The sequence below is a fragment of the Sphingobium sp. UBA5915 genome, assembly GCF_002431195.1.
In the GTDB taxonomy this organism is placed as follows: Bacteria; Pseudomonadota; Alphaproteobacteria; order Sphingomonadales; family Sphingomonadaceae; genus Sphingobium; species Sphingobium soli.
This window is the reverse complement of sequence record NZ_DJDV01000057.1, coordinates 82354-104424: the sequence shown is the minus strand read 5'-3', so window position 1 is coordinate 104424 and position 22071 is coordinate 82354. Positions and strand designations below refer to the sequence as shown.

Below are 22071 nucleotides of genomic sequence, written 5' to 3'. Positions count from 1 at the left end.
ACCTGCATCGGCAATTCCGGCCCGCTGGCCGAACCGATCAGCAAGGCGATCAACGACAATGGCCTGGTTGCCGCTGCCGTGATTTCGGGCAACCGCAACTTCGAAGGCCGTGTGTCGCCCGACGTGCGCGCCAACTTCCTCGCTTCGCCGCCGCTGGTCGTCGCCTATGCGCTCAAGGGCACGGTGGTGGAGGATTTCATCACCACCCCCATCGGCACCAGCAAGGATGGCGAAGCGGTGTATCTCAAGGACATCTGGCCCAGCAATGATGAGGTTTCGACCGTCATGGCCGGCTGCATGGACCGCCAGATGTTCCAGGCCCGCTACGCCAATGTCTACAAGGGCGACGCCCATTGGCAGGCGATCGAAGTGACCGGTTCGGACACCTATCAGTGGCGCGCCGGTTCGACCTATGTCGCCAACCCGCCCTATTTCGAGGGCATGTCCATGACCCCCGATGCCGTGACCGACATTCAGGGTGCCAAGCCGCTCGCCATCTTCGGCGACTCCATCACCACCGACCATATTTCGCCGGCCGGTTCGATCAAGGTCGACAGCCCGGCGGGCAAGTGGCTGATGGAGCATCAGGTCAGCAAGGCCGACTTCAACAGCTATGGCGCGCGCCGTGGCCATCATGAAGTCATGATGCGCGGCACGTTCGCCAATATCCGCATCAAGAACCAGATGCTGGACGGCGTCGAGGGCGGCATGACCAGCTATAATGGCGAAGTCATGCCCATCTACGATGCGGCGATGAAGCACAAGGCGGACGGCACGCCGCTGGTCGTCATCGGCGGCAAGGAATATGGCACCGGATCGTCGCGCGACTGGGCAGCCAAGGGCACCAACCTGCTGGGCGTGCGCGCGGTGATCGTGGAAAGCTTCGAGCGCATCCACCGCTCCAACCTGGTCGGCATGGGCGTGCTCCCGTTGCAGTTCAAGGATGGCGAAAGCCGCGAGACACTAGGCCTCAAGGGCGATGACAGCTTCACCATCGAAGGTGTCGCCGACCTCAAGCCCCGCCAGGATGTTGAGGTGAAGGTCACGCGCGCCGATGGGTCGACCTTCAGCTTCACCGCGCTGTGCCGCATCGATACCGTCAACGAACTGGAATATTTCCTGAACGGCGGCATCCTCCAATATGTGCTGCGCAAACTCGCCGCCTGATCGCGCGATGCAGTAATGAAGAAGGGCTTCTCCCCAAGCGGGAGGAGCCCTTTTTCTCTGCCCGGTTCGTCGCATCAGTCTTGATTCCGGGAATCCTTGTGCAAGGATCGCTCCGTCCTGACGAAGAAAGGCATGATATGCGCGCCCTTGTTCTTCCGCTCATCGCAGCATCATTGGTCGGGACGCCGGCCGTGGCGCAGGATCGCAGCACCGCCTATCGCGGGCGGCCCGATCAGGCCGATCGTCCGCGCAATACCGCGCCCGTGGACAGCGCCGAGGCGAAGCGCTGGATGCAGCGTTTCGCCCAATGCGTGGTCGCCGGCAATCCGACCGGTGCCAGACAGTTGCTCGCGACATCGCCCGGTTCGACGGATGAGCGGGACATGCTGATCCGCATCGCCCAGCAACGCGCCAACTGCCTGCACCACGGCAAGTTGCGGATGAAGGGCAATTGGATGCGCGGGGCGATCGCCGAACAACTTTATCTGCGCGCCTATCCAAAGCCGGTAGAGGCTGCGCCGATGCCGGACGCGCCGCTGACCGCGCGGGCGGATGCGCCGCAATCCCCTTATCATGCCTATGCCGACTGCATCGTCGCGCGCAACGCACCGGCTGCGGACGCGATGCTGCGCGCCGAACCTGGCAGCACCGCGGAAAAATCCGCCTTGCAGCAAACAATGCCAACGCTCTCCTCCTGCCTTGCCGGCGGGAAGGACGGCAAGCTGGCGATCGATCGCACGATGCTGCGCGGCTATCTGGCTGAATCGCTTTACGTAAAGCGCTTGCCGGCAGGCTGAGCGCTCAGGGACGATAGCGTGTGGTGGAAAAGGGACGCGCGCTGGGCTTCGTCGCCCAGGACGTGTTCGGCCTCGCCTGCATCGTGAAGCGCAATTCGCCGCCCGCACGGATCTGCGCATCGGTGATGACGCTGCGCTCCAACGGGGTGCCGTTCAGCGTCACGCGGCCGACATAGCGATTTGCGTCCGACAGTCCGTCCGCAACGACCGTGAAACGCTGTCCACCGGGCAGCGTCATTTCCGCTCGATCGACGAAGGGGCGGCCGATCACATATTCGTTGCTGCCTGGCGCCACCGGATAGAAACCGAGCGCCGTGAACACCAGCCAGGCGGACATCTGACCCAGATCGTCATTGCCCGCCAGCCCGTCGGGTGTGGGCTTATACTGGCTCTCGACAATCTGCTTCAGCCGCTCCTGCGTGCGCCATGGCTGTCCTGCGTAGTTATACAGATAGGCCACATGGTGGCTGGGCTCATTGCCGTGGATATATTGACCGATCAGGCCGGCGATATCCTCGGCATGGCTATAGTCGATCTGGCTGTTGTCATAATCGAACATGGCGTCGAGCTTGGCGACGGCCTTGGCGTCCCCGCCCAGCAGCCGGAACAGCCCGCCCTGATCGTGCGGCATGAACCAGCTATATTGCCAGGCATTCCCTTCCGTATAGTCTGACCCATAGTTGATCGCGGTCGGGTCGAACGGCATGCGAAATGTGCCGTCGGCCTTGCGCGCGCGCAGGAATCCGGTCTTCGCATCGAAACTGTTGCGCCAATTCTGCGCGCGTCTTTCGAACCTGGCGGCGATCGCAGTCTCACCCAGCATGCGGGCAAGTCGCGCAATGGCCCAGTCGTCAAAGGCATATTCGACAGTCTTGGATGCCGCTTCGGGTTCGCGGTCTATCGGCACATAGCCCAGCGACATATAGTCGCCCAGGCCGCCATAGGGCGCATAGTCGGCGCTGGCGACCATCGCCTTGAGCGCGCCCGCGCAATCTATGCCCGCGATTCCCTTCAGGCACGCGTCCGCGATCACCGGGACGGCATGATAGCCGATCATCGTCCAGGTTTCCTTGCCCGCAAATTGCCAGACGGGCAGGATGCCGAACGGGCTGGCCTTCTGGCTGGCGACCAGCGAGTTCACGAAGTCCGCATTCTTCGCGTCCGGCTGGATCAGCGTCAGCAACGGATGTTCGGCGCGAAACGTGTCCCACAAGGAAAAGGTGGAATGCATGGTGAATCCAGCGCTGTCATGCACCTGGTCATCGGGGCCGCGCCAGCGCCCGTCTGCGTCGCCCCAAACGCTCGGCGCCATCAGGCTGTGATAGAGGGCGGTATAGATATTGGTGCGCATGGGCTGCGGCGCGTCGATCTTGACCCTGTCCAGCGCCGCGTTCCAGGCCGCGCGCGTGCGCGTGCGGACCGCGTCGAAATCGCCCGGCTCGCTGGCGAGGTTCGCAATCGCGCCAGCCTCGTCCACGCCTGACAGCGCAACCTTTACCTCCAGCGCTTTGGTAAGCAGTCCAAAGTCAAATTGCGCCACCAGAGCCCGGCCAGACAGCGCATCGAGCGTTTCGGGGCCGCGCCCCGGCCCCTTGAACCCCTTGTAGAGAATATTCTCCTCCGTGCTGACCAGCTTGTGGCCCGTCATCGGCGCGGAAAAGCGCATGGCGAAGAAAATCCGGCGCGGCGTAGCCCATCCGCGCACTTCGCGCGATCCGGTGATCGTGCCATCCGGCCGAATCCGCACTGACGACCACAGGATTTTTCCGGGATAATCATAGATGATGCTGCGCAGATCGAGCATGAGGTGCGCCGCCTTGCCGGCCGGGAAGGCATAGCGATGCACGCCCACGCGCGTACCGGCCGTCATTTCCGCTCGCACGGCCGGATCGGTCAGGGTGACGGCATAATAGCCCGGGGATGCGACTTCGTCCGCCTTGTGTGACCGGAATCCCGGCATCGTCGCGTCGCCCGCTCGCAACGGCACTGTGTCCCCGCTGACCGGCATGACCAGGAAATCCCCCAGGTCGCTATGGCCTGCGCCCGAAAAATGGGTGTGGGAAAAGCCCAGGATGACCGGATCTTCGTGCCGATAGCCCGACGCCCAGTCATAGGTTTCGCGCGCAGGCCCTACATGCGTATCGGGCGAAAGCTGCACCATGCCGAACGGCGCCACCGCGCCGGGAAAGGTGTGGCCTTCGCCGTTCGTGCCGATGAAGGGATCGACGGCATCGACGGGATCGGACGCGGGCCGCTGGGCGAAAAGGGCGGTGCTGGCAAGCAGGCCGGCGGCAACGGCCAGGCGGGTGAGGCGGATCAACATGGGCGCGGTTAAATCATGCCTGTTCCGGCCCGCCAAGTGCTTAGCGCTTGATCTTGCGGAACGATAGGGGTTTACTCCTACAAATGAAGAGGATGCATCTGGAAACAAGCCGCCGTACGGTGCTGGCGGGCAGCATGGTGGGACTGACGGCTGCGGCGGTCGCGCAAACGTCCCAGCGCAAGGCCGGCGATGGCGCACCCATGCTCGCCCCGCGTCCGCCCATGGGCTGGAACAGCTGGAACAGCTTCGCCACCACCATTACTGAAGCACAGGCGCGCGAAACCGCGCAGATCATGGCCGACAAGTTGCTGCCGTTCGGCTATGATATCTTCACCGTCGACATCCAGTGGTATGAGCCCGACGCGTCGAGCTACGCCTATAATGCAAAGCCCAGGCCCGCGATGGACGCGCATGGCCGGATGATCCCCGCGCCCAATCGCTTCCCCTCCAGCGTAGGGGGCAAGGGCTTCGCGCCGCTGGCGCAGGCGGTGCATGCGCTGGGCCTCAAATTCGGCATCCATGTCATGCGCGGCATCCCGCGTGCGGCGGTGGAGGCAAATCTGCCGATCCTTGGCACCGGCTATCGTGCCGCCGACATCGCCGACCGGACCAGCATCTGCTCCTGGAACCCGGACATGTATGGCGTGGACATGGCCCGGCCCGGCGCGCAGGCCTATTATGACAGCATCTTCCGCCTCTATGCCGACTGGGGCGTCGATTTCGTCAAGATGGACGATATGAGCCGTCCCTACGACGCCCATGCGGCGGAGGTCGAGGCGGCGCACAAGGCGATTCAGGCGACCGGCCGCCCCATCATCCTCAGTCTCTCTCCCGGCGAAACGCCGGTAGTCCGCGGCGATCACGTTCGAAAATATGCGCAGATGTGGCGCATCTCGGACGACTTCTGGGATGAATGGCCGATGCTGGAGGCGCAGTTTACGCGCCTGGAAAACTGGACGCCCTGGCGTGGGCCGGGGAGTTGGCCCGACGCCGACATGCTGCCGCTCGGCCGGCTGGCGTTGGGCGAGCGCGATACCCGCTTCACGCCTGACGAGCAGCGCACGCTGATGACGCTCTGGGCGATCGCCCGTTCGCCGCTGATCATGGGCGGTGACCTGCGCCACCTCGACGCCGCGACGCTGGCGCTGCTCACCAATCGGGAGGTGATTGCGGTCAATCAGGCAAGCCGCGACAACCGCCCGCATTTCATCGAGGATGGCACGCGCATCTGGTCCGCCAATGCGGAGGGCAGCGCGGACCGTTATCTCGCGCTGTTCAACACCAGTGACAAGGCGCGCGAGGTCGGCATCGACCTCAGCACCCTTGGCCTCAGCCGGCCCGTCGCCATACGCGACCTATGGGAAGGCAAGGGGCTTGGCACACAGGCGCAGCGTATCGTCGCCCATCTGCCCCCACATGGCGCTGCGCTTTATCGGCTAAGTTGAACCGGCACGGACCGGGTTATTTCCTGACCCCGGCGCTCTTGTCGCGGATCGCCTTGAACTCGGAGCCGGGCTTCCATTCCGGCCAGCGGTCCGACGTGGCAAGGTCGCGCCCGATGTCGAGCATCAGATCGATGTCCTGCGCCGCGCCGTCCAGATTCCAGCTGTCGTCCACCGCATCACACGCCTGATGATAACAATTGCCCGTATAGGCATCGACCCACGCCTGCCCGGCGGCGCGGCCCCCATCGACCAGGTCGGATGCCCCGGCAATCCCCATCATCAGCAGCACCGGCACGCCGCGTTTCGCCATGGAGAAATGATCGGCGCGATAGAAAAGCCCGCGTTCGGGCAGGCTTTCCTGCGTCACGACGCGCCCTTGCCGGGCGGCGAAACGGGCAAGATCGTCCTCCAGCATATTCTGTCCCTTGCCGACCAGAATGACATCCTTCGCCTTGCCGGCGGTCTGGAGGATATCGATGGTCAGGTTCGCGACGGTCTTGTCGAGCGGATAGACCGGGTTCAGCGCATAATGTTCGGACCCCAGCAGGCCGCGTTCCTCGGCCGTCCAAGCGGCGAACAAGATGGAGCGGTCAGGCGCTGGCCCGGCTTTGAACGCGCGGGCAATCTCGAACATGCCGGCGATGCCCAATGCGTCATCATTCGCCCCGGCGCGATAGATACGCCCCTGCGCATCGGGTTCGCCCTTGCCATAGGCGTCCCAATGCGCGCCATACATGATCGTTTCGTCGGGGCGTTTGGCCCCCGGGATGCGGGCGAGCACATTGGCGCTCTGCACCACATCCTGTGTAACCGGGAAGCTCGCGGTAAAGGTCGCGCCTTTCAACTCGACCGGCTTGAACGCCGCTGACCGCGCCTTTTTACGCAGGGCCGCCAGATCTTGACCCGCACCGGCAAACAAGGATTTGGCCGCTTCGCCCGCAATCCAGCCCTGAAGCTGAAGGCTTGTCAGCCTGTCGGCAGGGCGGACAAGGTCGTAATTCTCACCGCCCGGGCTTTTCACCACATTCCAGCCATAGCCAGCGCCGGGCGTATCATGCACGATAAGCGCGCCGATCGCGCCGCGCCGCGCGGCTTCCTCGAACTTGTAGGTCCAGCGGCCATAATAGGTCATGGTCTTGCCGCCGAACTTGCCGACAGCGTCCTCGCCCTTCACCGCTTCGAAATCGGGATCGTTGACCAGGAAGACGGCGACCTTGCCTTTCAGATCCACACCCTTGAAGTCGTCCCAGCCCCGTTCGGGCGCGGAAACGCCATAGCCGACGAAGACCATCGGCGCCTTGTCGATGCTGACATTGTCCTTGGGTTGCAGGGTCGACACATAGACATTTTCGCCAAAGGTCCATGGCATTGTCGCGCTCCCCTGGGTCACGGCAAGTTGCGTGGGCGTGCCCAATTGAGTGTGCAGCAAAGGCACTGTCTGCACCCACTGGCCGTCGGGGCCGCCCGGTTCCAGCCCCAGCGCCTCGAACCGGCCGACGAGATAGCCGATCGTCCGCTCCTCTCCGATGGTGCCGGGCGCGCGCCCCTGAAACAGGTCGGACGCCAATGTGCGCACGGAGGATTCCAGTCGATCAGGGGCGATCGCCTGGGCTTGAGCGGCGGCGGGGAGGAGAGGGGCGGCGGACAGGCCCAGGGCCAGGAGCATCGTGCGAACAGTCATGCACATAGCCTTACCCCCCTAAGGACGGAGGGGAAAGGCCCTAGAATTCGGTCTCCAACTCGATCATTTCGTCGGGCTCCTGACGGGCGGCGTCGATCCATTCGCGCATCAGCGGCCACTCGTTTATGGTTTCGCAATAGGCGGCGGACATCGGGCTCACCGCCACGGCATAGGTCAGGAATCGCTGCACCACGGGCGCGAACATCGCGTCGGCCACGGTGGGTGAGGCGCCGAACAGCCAGGGGCCGCCATAATCGCCCAGACATTCCGCCCATATCGTCTCGACCCGCTCGATGTCGGGGCGGGCGCCGGGGAAGATCGGGAAGCGATCGTGCCGGACCTTCAGGTTCATCGGCAGCGCGGACCGCAGGTTGATGAAGCCCGAATGGATTTCGCCCGATACCGACCGACACCGGGCGCGGGCGACGCGATCGGCGGGATACATGCCCGCATCAGGATACAGTTCGTGCAGATATTCCGCGATAGCCAGCGTGTCCCAGACGCTTGCGCCCTCATGGGTCAGGCGCGGCACCAGCACGGAGGGAGAAAGCAGCAGCAACTCCGCGCGATTGTCAGGGTCGTCAAGGGCGACCATCTGTTCCTGTACCGTCAGCCCCGCGAGTCGACAGAGCAACCAGCCCCGAAGCGACCAGGATGAATAGGTGCGGCTGGAAAGAGTGATTTGCGCGTCGGCCATGGCTTTACCCCTCGCTATCCTGCGCAGGTTCCCATTTATGATGGTGCAGTGCAACAGAAAATGCCTGTATAGCGTTTCATCAAGGAACCGATTCGGTTCATAGGGTCAATATAAGGCAAGTTTGCGATCATGCGGATGCTCTACAGCGGCTATCAGGCCTGGAACGACATGCTGGCGCCCGCGCGCCTGGGCGCCGAATGGGCGCTCGGCCTGCGCAAGACGATGGGCCCGATGGCAGAATGGGCGATGCCGCGCCGAATGTTCGCATTGATGGACGTGTTTCAGGGCGCGAAGCTGACCCACAAGCGGCCGGCCTACGATATCAACCTGGTGCAGAGCGGTAATGCGCAGGTGGCCGTGCGTGAAGAGGTCGCGCTCGACATGCCCTTTGGCAACCTGCTTCATTTCGTGAAGGACGACGTCGCCGTCGATCAGCCGCGCGTGCTCGTGGTCGCGCCGATGTCCGGCCATTTCTCGACTTTGCTGCGCAACACGGTCGAAACGTTGCTGCGCGATCATGATGTCTACATCACCGACTGGAAAAACGCGCGGGACGTTCCTCTGTCCGCCGGTCGCTTCGGCTTCGACGACTATGTCGACTATGTGATCCGTTTCCTGCAGGAATTGGGGGAGGGCGCGCACCTCGTATCCGTATGCCAGCCATGCGTGCCGGCCATGGCGGCCGTCGCCTTGATGTCGGAGGATCAGGACAAGGCGACTCCGCGATCCATGACCCTGATGGGCGGGCCGATCGATCCCAACGCCGCGCCCACCGCGGTCAATGATCTCGCCAATGAAAAACCGATCAAATGGTTCGAGGAAAATCTGATTTCCGTCGTTCCGTTCCGCTATGCGGGGCGCGGGCGGGAGGTCTATCCCGGCTTCTTGCAACTGTCCGCGTTCGTGTCCATGAACATGGCCCGGCACGGAGCGCAGCATCGCGAACTCTATCAGTTGCTGGCCGACGGCAAGACGGAACAAGCGGACAAGATCAAGACATTCTACGAGGAATATTTCGCCGTCCACGACATGACCAAGGAATTTTACCTCGAGACCGTCGACATGGTGTTCCAGCGAACCCTGCTCGCCAAGGGGGAACTCACGGTGCGCGGCCGCAAGATCGATCTCGGTGCGATCCGCAAGACCGCGTTGCTGACGGTCGAGGGCGAGCGTGACGATGTCTGCGCCGTGGGTCAGACGTCCGCCGCCCACGCGCTGTGCACGGGTCTGCGCCCGCATCTCAAACGTCATCATCTTCAACCGGGCGTTGGCCATTATGGCGTGTTTTCCGGCAGCAAATGGGAAAAGCAGGTCTACCCGCAGGTGCGGAACATGATCCTGGCGATGAATTGACGACAGGCGATCCCGGCCCGTTCAAGACGGGTCGGCGCCTGATTTGTGCCTGTTCGCTGGTGCTGCGCCATGCCGGTTGATGTCGATGCCATCTACATCGTTTGCGCGCTGGTGGCCGTTATCATATCCGGGCTGGCCAAGGGGGGCTTTGCGGGCGTGGGCGCGCTTGCCATGCCCATCATGGCGCTGGCCATTGATCCGGTCCGGGGCGCTGCGATCCTGTTGCCGATCCTGATCTTGCAGGATGCGGTCAGCGTCTGGGCCTATCGGCGCAGCTGGGACGGACGGATCCTTGCGGTCATGCTGCCGGGCGCGGCGATCGGGGTTATGCTTGGCTGGCTCTTTGCAGCAAAGGTGTCGGAAGTCGCGGTCCTGGGGGTATTGGGTGGCATTTCGGTGCTGTTCGGCTTGCAACGTCTGTGGGTCGAGCGGGGCGGTGCGGTCACGCTGCCGTCCAATTCGCCGGCCTGGGTCGGTTTTCTGTTCGGGATCGCCAGCGGTTTCACCAGCCAGATCGCGCATGCCGGCTCACCGCCTTTTCAGATGTGGGTATTGCCCAAGAAGCTTGCGCGCGACATGTTGGTGGGCACGACCGCCTTCGCTTTTGCTGCGATGAACTGGATGAAGGTTCCGGCCTATGCCGCCCTGGGGCAGTTCACCCACGACAATCTCGCCGCCACCGCGATGCTGGCGCCGGTCGCGATCCTGTCAACATTCGCGGGCGTCGCGCTGGTGCGGCGGGTTGACCCCGCGCGCTTCTACACGCTCATCTATGTGCTGATGATCCTGCTCGGCCTCAAATTGATGGCCGATGCCCTGATGGCGTGACGCCATGAAAAAGGCCGGCGCTGTGGCCGGCCTTTTTCCTATTCCTTCTCGCGCTTCTTGCGATGGGTGTCGAGGTCGAGCACGGTGGTATCCAGTCCTTCGGGCAACAGGCCCAGCCGCCGCGCCACTTCCTGATAGGCTTCGACTTCGCCGCCCAGATCGCGGCGGAACCGGTCCTTGTCCAGCTTCTCGTTGGTGGCCATGTCCCACAGCCGGCATCCGTCCGGGCTAATTTCGTCGGCCAGGATGATGCGGCTGTAATCGCCGTCATAAAGCCGCCCGAACTCCAGCTTGAAGTCGATGAGGCGTATGCCGATGCCGGCGAACAGGCCGCACAGGAAATCATTCACGCGGATCGCCATGTCGGCAATATCGTGCATTTCCTCCTGCGTCGCCCAGCCGAAACAGGCAATATGCTCTTCGGACACCAGCGGATCGCCGAGCGCATCATCCTTGTAGCAATATTCGATCAGCGTGCGCGGCAACTGCGTGCCTTCCTCGATCCCCAGTTTCTTGGAGAGCGATCCGGCAGCCACATTGCGCACGATCACCTCGATCGGCACGATTTCGACCTGCCGGATCAGCTGCTCGCGCATGTTAAGCCGACGAATAAAATGGGTGGGCACGCCGATCTGGCCGAGCAATGTGAAGATATGCTCGGAAATGCGATTATTGAGCACGCCCTTGCCGGAGATCGTACCTTTTTTCTGCGCGTTGAAGGCGGTGGCGTCATCCTTGAAATATTGGATGATCGTGCCCGGTTCGGGGCCTTCGTAGAGGATCTTTGCCTTGCCTTCGTAAATCTGGCGGCGACGGGCCATGCGCGTTCCTGACCTTTTTTCTCAAAAACAATGCGCCCCGGCAATCGCGAATCGGAAAGGATCAGCGGGTGCCGGGGCTGTTCGGGCAGGCCTTTAGAACAAACTCACCGCCGGTGCAATTGGCGGGGCGGGGCGCTCCCCTGTTGCTAGAGAACATCAGCAAACATGAACCACAGCAGCGCGACCCAGGCGATCAGTCCCACCGTGGCGATGATGACGCCCGACCGGGCCTGAATAGCAGATAAAAATCCGCCTATGTTTTCATCGTCGTCCTGCTGCATCCGCGAGGCCTAGCGAGCGCGCTGTTCGGGCTCAACCCTCCGCGGGCGCTGCGGCTGACTTTTTGCGGATCGGCTCGGCCGCTGTCAGCCGGTCGGTGAAGGTCTGACGCCACCAGCTGATATCCTGCTTTTCCACGCTGTCCATCATTGCGCGCCAGCGCCGCTTGCGTTCGTCGAGCGGCATCGCCAGCGCGCGGTTGATCGCATCGGACATTTCTTCGCTGCTATAGGGATTGATGAGCAGCGCGTCGCGCAACTGGATCGCAGCGCCGGCAAAGCGCGACAGCACCAGCACGCCGGGGTCCTCCGGGTCCTGCGCCGCGACATATTCCTTGGCCACCAGGTTCATGCCATCGCGCAAGGGCGTCACCAGTCCGATCCGCGCCGCGCGATAGATGCCGGCCAGCTTGTCGCGGGGATAGCCCTGGTTGACGTACCGGATCGGCGTCCAGTCGACATCGCTATATTCGCCGTTGATCCGGCCAGCGAGCGAATCCAGCGTCGCGCGAATGTCGCGATAACTTTCCACCTCTCCACGCGAAGGCGGCGCGATCTGCGTCAGCACGACCTGGCGATGATGTTCGGGATGATCTTTCAGGAACCGGGCATAGCCGTTGAACCGCTCCTCCAGCCCTTTGCTGTAATCCAGTCGATCGACACCTACGATCAACGACCTGTCCTGCAAGGATGCGCGAACCTGCCCGTACATGTCCTTCGCCGCGTCGCTGATGGCGGCGTCGGCGAATTCCTGCGCATTGATGCCGATGGGGCAGGCGATCGCCTGGATCGTGCGGTCGCCCACGGTGACGAAGTCGCCGTCAACCTTGCCGCCCATTTCCTTCTCGACATAATGACGGAAGGATTCGAGCCATTCCTCGGTATGAAATCCCACCACATCATAGGCGAAGAGCGAACTGACCAGCTTTGTATGGTGCGGCAGCGACACCAACAGGCGCGTGGGTGGCCAGGGGATGTGCAGGAAGAAGCCCATCCGGTTCTTGAGGCCCCGGTCGCGAAGCATCTGGCCGAGCGGGATCATGTGATAATCATGAACCCAGATGATGTCGTCCGGCTCGATCAGCGGGCTGGTCGTTTCGGCAAAGCGTTTATTGACGCGGTTATAGCCGCCTTCGAAATCGCGCGCATATTCGGCAAGGTCGATGCGGAAGTGAAATAGCGGCCACAGCGTCTTATTGGCATAGCCATTATAATATTCGTCGACATCCTGTTCTTCCAGGTCGATCGTCGCGGTCTTGACGCCGTCATATTCGGCAAAGCCGATATGGCCGGTGAAATTGTTGGTCACCTCGCCCGACCAGCCAACCCATATGCCCCGGCTTTCGCGCAAAGCCTGCGACAGTGCGACCGCCAACCCACCCTGATTGCCGCTCTTGCTGGGGCGACTGACCCTGTTGGAGATGATAATCAGGCGGCTCATCGCATCGCGCTCCACGGTTTGCTCAGCAAGACGGCGCAGTTGATGATGCCGACCAACGAGTAGGTTTGGGGATAATTGCCCCACAATTCCCCGGTCACGGGGTCGATATCCTCCGACAACAGGCCCGCGGCCGTGCGCCGGGACAGCATGACCTCGAACAATTCGCGCGCTTCTTCGGTGCGGCCGGTGCGGTGCAGCGCCTCGATCAGCCAGAAGGTGCAGACGTTGAACGCCGTTACCGGCTCACCGAAATCATCGGGCGCGCTGTATCGCAGCATGTCGTTGCCGCGCCGCAAGTCCGCTTCCAGTGCTGCCAATGTCCCGGTGAACTTGGGGTCATCGGCGCTCAGGAAACGCAGGTCGAGCAACTGGAGCAAGGAAGCGTCGCGCGAATCATCCTCGAAATTGGCCGAAATCGCATTGCTGTCGTTGCGCCAGGCCGCTTCCAATATGCGTGCCCGCATCGTTTCCGCGCGATTTTCCCAATAAGCCGCGCGCATGTCCAGCCCTAAAGCCTTGGCCGCATGGGCCAGACGATCGCACGCCGCCCAGCACATGACTGCGCTATAGCTGTGGACATGGGCGCGGGTGCGCAATTCCCACAGGCCAGCGTCGGGCTTGTCATAGACTTGCCAGGCGCGCTCGCCCACCGCCTCCAGCGCTTCGAAATCGGCATGGCCTGCCATGCGCAGCAGACGCTTGTCGATGAAGCCTTGAACCGACGAAAGCACGATCTGGCCATAGGCGTCATGCTGGATCTGTTCATAGGCAGCATTGCCAACGCGCACCGGCCCCATGCCGCGATAGCCCAGCAGCGCTTGCGCCTCCCATTCCGTCAGCGTGGCATTGCCGCGGACATCATAGAGCGGCTGGATATGCCCGCCCTTGGCGCCATCGACGATATTGCGCAGATAGACGAGATAGGTTTCCAGCACGTCCAGCGCACCCAGCCGGTTGAGCGCCTCCACCGTGTAATATGCGTCACGAATCCAGCAATAGCGATAGTCCCAGTTACGCCCGCTGTCGGCATGTTCGGGAATGGACGTCGTCAGCGCCGCGACGATCGCGCCGGTTTCCTCATGCTGGCACAACTTCAAAGTAATGGCGGATCGAATGACCGCTTCCTGCCACTCGGCGGGAATGGCAAGACCCCGGACCCAGACCTGCCATTCCAGGATCGTATCGTCCAGCATCCGTTCGATCGCGGGGCGAAGCGCGTCGGAAAAGCCTTCGTCCGGCCCCATGAAGAAATGCATGTCGGCTTCCAGCCGAAACCAGCTTTCCTGGCTTATAAGGCCGATGGGCGCGTTGGTCGAAACGCGCATTGCCATATAGGACAGCACCATGCGGATATGGTTGGATCCGTAGCTGATCGGCACCGTTTCCGCGTTCCAGCTCGTCGTCGGGCGCAGTCGCACGCGAATGCGCGGGCTTCCCGCGACCGGCCGGACGATCCGTACGAAGGCGACCGGGCGGTACATGCGCCCCTTGTGCCGATGGCGCGGGCAGAAGTCATAGGTTTCGATCGCGTTGCCCTGCGCATCGCGCTGGCGCGTCACCAGGATCGGGGTGTTGCGGATATAATGTTGTTCGACCGCGACGACATTTTCCAGTTCGATCGCCCAGAAACCGCGTGCGTCCGGATCATCCCAGGACTGGTCGTCGAGCAGGGCGGAAAAGACCGGGTCGCCATCCACGCGGGGCACGCAGCCCCAAACCATGCGCCCGGCGCGGTCGATCAGAGCCGACGCCTGGCAATTGCCGATGGGCCAAAGGTCCAGCGTCTGTTCGCTGGCATGCGTTTCGCCGTTGCTGTTGCTGATGTTTATGCCCCCTTTTTGACTGCAACCAAGCCAATAGGCCGCCGTTCAGCCGAGCCGGGCAGCCCCTTCAGCCAGATAATGCCTGACGGCGGCAACCTGTTCCAACCCAAAGGCGGCAAAAGTCGATCGCGGCACGCCGACCAATATCCCCGCGCCGCCCTGCTCGGCGGCGGCGGCAAAGCCTTCCTCATCGGTCACATCGTCGCCGATGAAGACGGGAACGCCGCCCGCCATCGGGGCCTGCGCCATCAGCCGGCGCACCGCGCTGCCCTTGTCCGCGCCGCCGGGCCGCAATTCGAACAGCATCTTGCCCGGTTGCACCGCTAGGTCGTGATCGTTGGCGAGCGCCATGGCGAGCGCGCGGGCCTCGTCGCCCCATTGCGGCGCGCCGCGAAAATGCAGCCCGACGCTGATCGTCTTGCGTTCGACCAGCAGGCCCGGCTTGTCCGCAACGAAAGCGTTGAACGCATGCTCCACCGCGTCGATCGCCGGCAGGCGCGCGGGCGCGTCCACGTCCGCGCCCGGCGCAGCGAACTCCAGTCCGTGCGTGCCGGCAATCAGGAAGTCGGTAAAGCCAAAGTCCCGCAGTGTCGCGACCGACCGGCCACTGACGATCGCCAGGCGCCCGTCCAGCGCGTCGCGCAGCCGCAGCAGCGTCCCGATCAGTTCTTCGTCCACCTCGACGCCGCAGGGCGTATCGGCGATCGGCGCCAGCGTTCCGTCAAAATCCAGAAACAGCGCCGCGCCCTCCAGCAAGCTGACGGATGGGGCCCGGAGCGGGGTGACGGCTGGGGAAGGGGGAGAATCAGACACCGGCGCAAAGTGGCGCTTTCCTCCCAAACCGCAACCCCCCTTATGGTGCACCGCACGCAAAATATTCCCGTCAGCGATGGGCGGGCAGAGCCCCGTCTCACTGACGTTCGCCATCTTTGCCAAAGCGCTGCGCGCTGCTATCCCGGACGGAATGACAGACTTCCGCGACCCGTTCGACGCCATCAAGGACCATCCCTTCGACGAAGCGCTGTCCCAGCGCTATCTCGTCTATGCGCTCTCGACCATTACCGCACGCTCGCTGCCGGACCTGCGTGATGGCTTGAAGCCCGTGCATCGCCGCCTGCTCTGGGCGATGCGGCTGTTGCGGATGGAGCCGGGCGGGGCCAGCGCCGATGTGCTCACCGCCAATCCTGCGCGCAACACCACCGCCTACAAGAAATGCGCCCGCGTCGTGGGCGATGTGATCGGCAAATATCACCCGCATGGCGACGCGTCCGTCTATGACGCCATGGTGCGGCTGGCGCAGGATTTTTCCTTGCGCACGCCGCTGGTCGACGGGCAGGGGAATTTCGGCAATATCGACGGCGATAACGCCGCGGCCATGCGTTATACCGAAGCGCGCCTGACCCAGGCGGCGGCCGATCTGATGGCGGGCCTGGACGAAGGCACCGTCGATTTTCGCCCCACCTATAATGGCGAGGATGAGGAGCCGGAGGTGTTTCCCGGCCTCTTCCCCAATCTGCTCGCCAATGGCGCCAGCGGCATCGCGGTCGGGATGGCGACCAGCATCCCGCCGCACAATGTTGCGGAGTTGATCGACGCCGCCAACCTGCTGATCGACGATCCCGACGCCGATCATGGCGCGCTGATGCAGATCGTGCGCGGGCCTGACTTTCCCACCGGCGGCGTGCTGGTCGACAGTCCGTCGATCATCGCCGAAGCCTATGCCACCGGGCGCGGCGCCTTCCGCACCCGCGCGCGCTGGCACAAGGAGGATCATGGGCGCGGCACCTGGATCGCGGTCGTCACCGAAATTCCCTACCAGGTGCAGAAGTCGAAACTGATCGAGCAGATCGCGGCGCTGATCAACGACAAGAAGCTTCCGATCCTGGCCGATGTGCGCGACGAATCCGACGCGGACATCCGCATCGTCATCGAACCGCGCGCCCGCACCGTCGACGATCAGGTTCTGATGGACAGCCTGTTCCGCCTGACTGACCTCGAAAATCGCTTTCCCCTCAATCTCAATGTGCTCGACTCCACGCACACGCCGCGCGTGCTGGGATTGAAGCCTCTTCTGGTCGAATGGCTGCGGCACCAGATTGACGTGCTGGTCCGGCGCGCGCGTCACCGGCTCGACAAGATCGCGGCGCGGGTCGAACTGCTCGACGGCTATATCATCGCCTATTTGAACCTCGACCGGGTGATCGAGATCATCCGCACGGAGGACGAGCCAAAAGAGGTGATGATGGCCGAATTTGGCCTTACCGATCGCCAGGCCGAAGCGATCCTCAACATGCGCCTGCGCAGCTTGCGCAAGCTGGAGGAAATGGAGCTTCGCCGCGAGCATGACGAACTGCTCAAGGAACGCGACGAACTGGAAAAGTTGGTCGAAAGCCCGGCCCGGCAGCGCACCCGGCTCAAGAAGGACCTCGCCGCCCTGCGCAAGCGCTATGGTCCCGAAACCGATCTGGGGCGCCGCCGCACATTGGTCGAGGAAGCCGCGCCCGCGCGCGAAATCCCGTTGGAAGCGATGATCGAGCGCGAGCCGATCACCGTGATCCTCTCTGAACGCGGCTGGATTCGCGCCATGAGTGGCCATCGCGATCTGGCGGCGGCCGATACGCTCAAGTTCAAGGAAGGGGACGGCCCGCAATTCGCCTTCCATGCCTATACCACTGACAAGCTGCTGCTGGCGACGTCCACAGGGCGCGTCTTCACCCTGTCGTCGGATAAGCTGCCAGGTGGCCGCGGGTTCGGCGATCCGGTGCGCTCGCTCGTGGACATGGATAATGAAGGGGCGATCGTTGCCCTGATGCCCGCGCGCGCTGGCGGCGACCTGCTGCTTGCCTCGTCCGACGGGCGCGGCTTCATCGCTGCGATGGCCGACATCATGGCGGAAACGCGCAAGGGCAAGCAAGTCGTGAATGTCCGCGCCGGCGCGCGGCTCGCGGTCGTCCACCCTGTGACAGCCGACGCGGACAGCATTGCCGTCATTGGCGAGAACCGGAAATTGCTGGTCTTCGCCATCTCCGAAATGCCGCGCATGGCGCGCGGGCAGGGCGTCCAGCTGCAGCGCTATCGCGATGGCGGCCTGTCTGACGCCATCGCCTTCCGCCTGGCCGACGGGCTGACCTGGGCGATGGGGGGCGATTCGGGCCGCACCCGCAATGAAACCGATATGACGCCGTGGAAGGTCGCGCGCGGCGCTGCCGGCCGAATGCCGCCCAACGGATTCCCGCGCGATAACCGGTTTTGAATTATTCGATTTCGGAATCTCGTTTTCAGAATATTTACCTAATCGCTTTAGCCCGGTCCCATGGAATCCGCGTCCGTGCGTCCTCGCCTGGCTCAGACGATCCGTAGCAAAGCGAGCTGCGGTGGCGCGGACCCCTGTGTCTGCACCATCGATGACCCTGCCCAATTCCTGATGGCGCTGCCCCAGGCTGCGGCGATCGTGGCCTATCATGACGATGGCCTCTCCGTGATCGCGGGTAACACGCGTTTCAATCGCGCGCTTGAACAGGGCCGGGTCAGTCCCGCAGATATACTGCCCAACTCCGCCTGGGCTGAACGCATTCGCGAATTCATCGCTTCCGGCAAGGATAACGCCTTTTTCGAAACGCGGCGTGAAGGAAAGCTCGGCCCGGAATATCATATGTGCACGATCGGTCGGCTGCATAGCCAGGATCCGGCGCAAAACCTGCTCCTGTTCACCGCGACCGACCACACCAATGAACGGGCGATCGAAAAGAATTTGCGGCGGGAACTGCTGGCAGACGGTCTCACCGCGCTTCCCAATCGCACGGGCTTTGGCGAAGAAATTGACGACCGGCTCAGGAATGGCGTCTGGCCCGACACGGCGCAGTTCGGCATCATTGCCATCGACCTGAGCCGGTTCAGCCGGGTCAATGAATCGCTGGGACCGATGGCCGGGGATGAATTGCTTATCACCGTGGCAAAGCGCCTGAAGTCCAGCCTGCGCCAGGGTGACGTGCTGGCGCGGATCGGTGGCAATGATTTCGCGATCTTTGCCCGTTTGAACAATGGCTTGTCGGACGTTCTTCACATTGTTCAGAGAATTCAGGACGCCATGGGATCGCCCATCCGGCTGAGCGATCTGCAAATTCGCGTCGATTGCGCCATTGGCTGCGCGTTGTCTTTGAACCTGGATGATGATCCCGATGACGTCGTCCGCAAGGCGCAGGCCGCGGTCAAGATCGCCAAGCGAACCGGCAAGGTCGAAATTTATCGCAACGGCGTCCTCAAGGAAGCACAACGCCGCTTCTCGATCGAAAGCCGGCTGCGTGACGCCTTGTCACAGGGTGGATTGTCGCTGGCCTATCAGCCGCTCATTCACCTTCAAACTGGGGAGATTACGGGTTTTGAAGCGCTGGCCCGCTGGAACGACCCGGACCTGGGCAATGTGCCGCCGACCGAATTTATCGCGGTTGCAGAAGAAAGCGGCCTGATCACGTCCCTTGGACGCTGGGCCGCCTATGAAGCCGCACAGGCCCTGTCGCGCTGGGATGCGAAATATGGCCAGCCGCTGCCCGTCAGCGTCAATGTCAACGTATCGGCCATCCAGATCGCGCGCGACGACGTGGAAAGCATGTTCGAAGAAGCGCTGCGCTATGCCGGAATAGACGGCCGGCGCATGACCGCCGAACTGACCGAAAGCGCGATCGTTGCCGATCCCGACAAGGCGCGCAAATGGCTGGTTGCGCTCAAGGATCTCGATATGTCCATCGCCATGGACGATTTCGGGACGGGTTTTTCCAACCTTGCAAGCCTGCACAGCCTCCCGATTGACATTCTCAAGATCGATCGCAGCTTCGTGTCCTCCATGCTGGAGGATCACGACAAGATGGTGATCGTCCGCACCATCCTCTCGCTCGCGGAGTCGCTGAACCTCAAGGTGACGGCGGAAGGGATCGAAACCCAGGCTCTTGCGCTGCAACTCCAGAATCTGGGTTGCTGGCAGGGGCAGGGCTATTATTTCGCACGCCCGATGAACGAAGCCGACGCCTTCGACTATTGGCGCGCGCGCTGGAATTTCGAAACGATCTGATCGGCGATCTGATCGACACGGCCGTCGTCGGGAAAATTTTCCTCCACCCATATCTGTTCGACCTGGCGCAGCGCCTTCGCCACATCCGGGCCCGGCGTCAGGCCTCGACTGATCAACGTGCCTCCGCTGATCGGCAGCTTGGGCGGCGTCCAGCCAATCACCTGGTCGAGCATGTCGATGGGCCGGGCGCTGTCCAGCAGCAGGCGGTCGATCGCGGCTTCGGTGCCGATGCGAAACGCCAGCGCCCGTGGCCGCTCGCCTACGCCGTCCTGCCCGAGTGCAAGCACCAAGCGTTTGCGCGCCTTGTTCGACAATTTCAGCCGTGCGCCGACCTGATCGGCCACAGCAGCGTCGGGCGGCAAAAGGGCCGCAAGCCGCCGCGCGGGCGATGGCGGCAGCGCCGCCTGCGCTTCTCTTTCGATCAGCGCCTCCATACGATCGACGCCGTCCATCGCCACCTCCGGCAGCACCGGGCGCAATATGCCGCCCTCGATCATCAGGCGCAGCGCCTGGCCGGGCGCTGCGACGGCCATCAACTTGAGCAATTCGTCCGCAATCCGCTCGCGCGACAGCGCCATCAGGCTGTTTGCGGCGGCAACGCAGGCGGCATAGGCGCTATTGTCCACGTCATTGTCGCCATAGCGCGCCAGGAAGCGGAAATAGCGCAGGATGCGCAAATGATCTTCGGCGATACGCGCGTCCGCCTCGCCAATGAAACGGAGTCGCCGGGCTTCCAAATCCGCGATCCCGCCGAAATAATCGCTGATCGCGCCGGTCAGCGGGTCAGCATAGAGCGCGTTGATCGTAAAGTCCCGCCGGGCCGCGTCCTCGCGCCAGTCGTCGGTATAGGCGATGGTTGCGCGCCGGCCATCGGTGCTGACGTCGCGGCGCAGGGTCGTGATCTCTACCGGCCCATCGGCCAGCACGGCCGTTACCGTGCCATGCTCGATCCCGGTCGGCACCGTCTTGATCCCTGCCCCCTGGAGGCGTTCCATGACCGTCAACGGTGGCAGCGACGTGGCGATGTCCAGGTCATTGACCGGCAGGCCCAGCAGTCCGTCCCGTACCGCGCCGCCGACATAGCGCGCCGTGCCTTCGGCGGCCCCAAGGGCAGATAGCAATGCGGAAAGGCCCCCGCGATGACGCCAGGGCGCATCAGGCAGCGAGACGGTCATGGCCTAGCCTGCGGGACAGATTGGCGAGAATGGCGGCGGTGATGCCCCATATGCGGCGACCTTCCCAGAATATCTCATAATAAGGGCGCATCGCACCGGCATATTCGACCTCGCGACGGATGCGGTTGGCAGGGTCGAGCGCGAAGGCGAGCGGTACCTCGAACCAGGCAGCCACTTCGCTTTCCTGCGCGCGGAGCGGCAGGTCGGGCGGAATCACGCCCAGCACGGGCACGATGTCGAAACCGGTGAAGGTCTGGTAGCGATCGGATATCCCGACCACCTCGACCTGGTCTGGCGCTAGCGCGATTTCCTCCTGCGCCTCGCGCAGCGCGCCGGCGATTTCGTCGGCATCGGAAGGATCGACGCGGCCGCCGGGGAAGGCGACCTGCCCGGCATGTTTGCGCAACGCGGTCGATCGTTCGGTCAGGATCAGCCCCGGCTCGGGCCGATCGGTGATCGCGACCAGCACAGCTGCCGGTGCCAGCAGGATGTCGCCCTGGATCCGTGGATCGCGCACGTCCGACAGCGGCAGCGTGTCGCCCAGGCTATGCCCTTCTTGCAGCGCGGCGCGCAGCTGCAGCGCCAGCGTCATCGGGCGTTGTCCAGCGGGAAGAAGGTGCCATGGCTCCACAAGCCGACGGGCTCCCCGCCTTCCTCCAGCGCCAGGTTCATCAGCTCATAATAGACACTGCGGGAAATCAGCGCATCCAGCCCGCCGCGCACGTGCAGATAGGGGCGCGGGCCGTCATCGGTATCGCGCAAGGCCAGCGCATTGTCCGGCCCGGCAGCTACCAGGTCCCCGGTGTTGAGCCGGAAGGCGAGCGCGCGATCCCGGCCTTCGCCTTCGCTCTTGAGCTCGACGGCAACAAAGGGCGCGTCCTCAACCTCGATGTCCAGTTTCTCGACCGGCGTCACCAGCACATGGGTGCCATCGTTCTCCCGCCGCAAGATGGTCGAAAATAGCCGCACCATCGCCTCTCGCCCGATCGGTGATCCCTGGTGATACCAAGTGCCGTCCCGGGCGATCCGCATTTCGCTGTCGCCGCAATGGTCGGGATTCCACTGCTCGACCGGCGGCAGCTTCTTTTCAGAGAGCAGCCGGGCAATGTCGGGCAGCGACAGGGTGGCGAGATCGGGCAAGGGGTCCATCGGCATGGCTTCGAGATAGGAGCCCAAG

18 protein-coding genes are annotated in these 22071 nt (G+C 63.2%); 7 read left to right on the top strand and 11 right to left on the bottom strand.

The window, feature by feature from the left end; genetic code table 11:
* Together B2V90_RS09590 and B2V90_RS09585 are read left to right on the top strand one after the other, a co-directional pair.
* Nucleotides 1-1167 (top strand): aconitase family protein (locus tag B2V90_RS09590; RefSeq protein WP_293920989.1); only part of this gene is annotated, 1167 nt, incomplete at its 5' end.
* A 137-nt stretch (nt 1168-1304) separates the two neighbouring features.
* Nucleotides 1305-1964 (top strand): hypothetical protein, encoded by a 660-nt coding sequence (locus B2V90_RS09585; RefSeq protein WP_228222177.1) that lies wholly within the window; start codon nt 1305-1307, stop codon nt 1962-1964.
* A gap of 4 nt (nt 1965-1968) precedes the next feature.
* Here the strand turns inward: B2V90_RS09585 and B2V90_RS09580 are convergent, their stop codons facing one another.
* Nucleotides 1969-4287, bottom strand: coding sequence for a GH92 family glycosyl hydrolase (locus tag B2V90_RS09580; protein WP_228222178.1), 2319 nt, complete (start codon nt 4285-4287; stop codon nt 1969-1971).
* Nucleotides 4288-4379: 92 nt separating this feature from the next.
* Here B2V90_RS09580 and B2V90_RS09575 point away from each other — a divergent pair, with 92 nt between their 5' ends.
* Nucleotides 4380-5732, top strand: a complete 1353-nt coding sequence (locus B2V90_RS09575) for a glycoside hydrolase family 27 protein (RefSeq protein ID WP_228222221.1) — start codon at nt 4380-4382, stop codon at nt 5730-5732.
* 16 nt (nt 5733-5748) lie between these two features.
* Here the strand turns inward: B2V90_RS09575 and B2V90_RS09570 are convergent, their stop codons facing one another.
* Entirely contained in the window at nt 5749-7419 is a 1671-nt protein-coding gene (locus B2V90_RS09570) for a M28 family metallopeptidase (protein ID WP_228222179.1), read from the bottom strand.
* 34 nt (nt 7420-7453) lie between these two features.
* Nucleotides 7454-8110, bottom strand: coding sequence for a glutathione S-transferase (locus B2V90_RS09565; RefSeq protein ID WP_228222180.1), 657 nt, complete (start codon nt 8108-8110; stop codon nt 7454-7456).
* A 129-nt stretch (nt 8111-8239) separates the two neighbouring features.
* Here B2V90_RS09565 and B2V90_RS09560 point away from each other — a divergent pair, with 129 nt between their 5' ends.
* The gene (locus tag B2V90_RS09560; protein WP_228222181.1) at nt 8240-9463 is read left to right on the top strand and encodes a polyhydroxyalkanoate depolymerase; all 1224 of its coding nucleotides are present in this window, start codon (nt 8240-8242) and stop codon (nt 9461-9463) included.
* 69 nt (nt 9464-9532) lie between these two features.
* On the top strand, nt 9533-10291 hold the full coding sequence (locus tag B2V90_RS09555; RefSeq protein ID WP_228222182.1) for a sulfite exporter TauE/SafE family protein: 759 nt from the start codon (nt 9533-9535) through the stop codon (nt 10289-10291).
* A 38-nt stretch (nt 10292-10329) separates the two neighbouring features.
* Here B2V90_RS09555 and purC read toward each other — a convergent pair whose 3' ends face one another.
* The 5 genes from purC to otsB all read right to left on the bottom strand — a co-directional run bounded on the left by purC (nt 10330) and on the right by otsB (nt 15467).
* Complete coding sequence (gene purC / locus B2V90_RS09550) at nt 10330-11112, bottom strand: phosphoribosylaminoimidazolesuccinocarboxamide synthase (RefSeq protein ID WP_009821977.1); 783 nt, start codon at nt 11110-11112, stop codon at nt 10330-10332.
* Nucleotides 11113-11258: 146 nt separating this feature from the next.
* Nucleotides 11259-11393: a hypothetical protein gene (locus B2V90_RS09545; RefSeq protein ID WP_266103136.1), complete on the bottom strand. Its 135-nt coding sequence runs from the start codon at nt 11391-11393 to the stop codon at nt 11259-11261.
* Nucleotides 11394-11424: 31 nt separating this feature from the next.
* Nucleotides 11425-12831, bottom strand: coding sequence for an alpha,alpha-trehalose-phosphate synthase (UDP-forming) (gene otsA, locus B2V90_RS09540; protein ID WP_009821979.1), 1407 nt, complete (start codon nt 12829-12831; stop codon nt 11425-11427).
* Entirely contained in the window at nt 12828-14612 is a 1785-nt protein-coding gene (locus B2V90_RS09535) for a glycoside hydrolase family 15 protein (RefSeq protein ID WP_266103145.1), read from the bottom strand. Before B2V90_RS09535 ends, otsA begins: the two co-directional genes overlap by 4 nt.
* An 87-nt stretch (nt 14613-14699) precedes the next feature.
* Nucleotides 14700-15467 (bottom strand): trehalose-phosphatase, encoded by a 768-nt coding sequence (gene otsB, locus B2V90_RS09530; RefSeq protein WP_228222183.1) that lies wholly within the window; start codon nt 15465-15467, stop codon nt 14700-14702.
* 151 nt (nt 15468-15618) lie between these two features.
* Here otsB and parC point away from each other — a divergent pair, with 151 nt between their 5' ends.
* Nucleotides 15619-17907, top strand: a complete 2289-nt coding sequence (gene parC / locus B2V90_RS09525; RefSeq protein WP_228222184.1) for a DNA topoisomerase IV subunit A — start codon at nt 15619-15621, stop codon at nt 17905-17907.
* A 171-nt stretch (nt 17908-18078) separates the two neighbouring features.
* A complete protein-coding gene (locus tag B2V90_RS09520) occupies nt 18079-19719 on the top strand; it encodes a putative bifunctional diguanylate cyclase/phosphodiesterase (RefSeq protein WP_293921044.1) in 1641 nt (546 codons plus the stop codon).
* On the opposite strand, the gene B2V90_RS09515 is transcribed toward B2V90_RS09520, so the two are convergent.
* From B2V90_RS09515 to B2V90_RS09505, 3 genes are read right to left on the bottom strand one after another with little or no spacing between them, the layout of a single operon-like run.
* The gene (locus B2V90_RS09515; protein WP_228222185.1) at nt 19683-20894 is read right to left on the bottom strand and encodes a CCA tRNA nucleotidyltransferase; all 1212 of its coding nucleotides are present in this window, start codon (nt 20892-20894) and stop codon (nt 19683-19685) included. The genes B2V90_RS09520 and B2V90_RS09515 overlap by 37 nt on opposite strands.
* On the bottom strand, nt 20875-21486 hold the full coding sequence (locus B2V90_RS09510; RefSeq protein WP_228222186.1) for a CoA pyrophosphatase: 612 nt from the start codon (nt 21484-21486) through the stop codon (nt 20875-20877). The genes B2V90_RS09515 and B2V90_RS09510 overlap by 20 nt, the downstream gene beginning before the upstream one ends.
* A complete protein-coding gene (locus B2V90_RS09505; RefSeq protein ID WP_228222187.1) occupies nt 21483-22049 on the bottom strand; it encodes a DUF1285 domain-containing protein in 567 nt (188 codons plus the stop codon). Before B2V90_RS09505 ends, B2V90_RS09510 begins: the two co-directional genes overlap by 4 nt.
* Nucleotides 22050-22071: the final 22 nt, after the last annotated feature.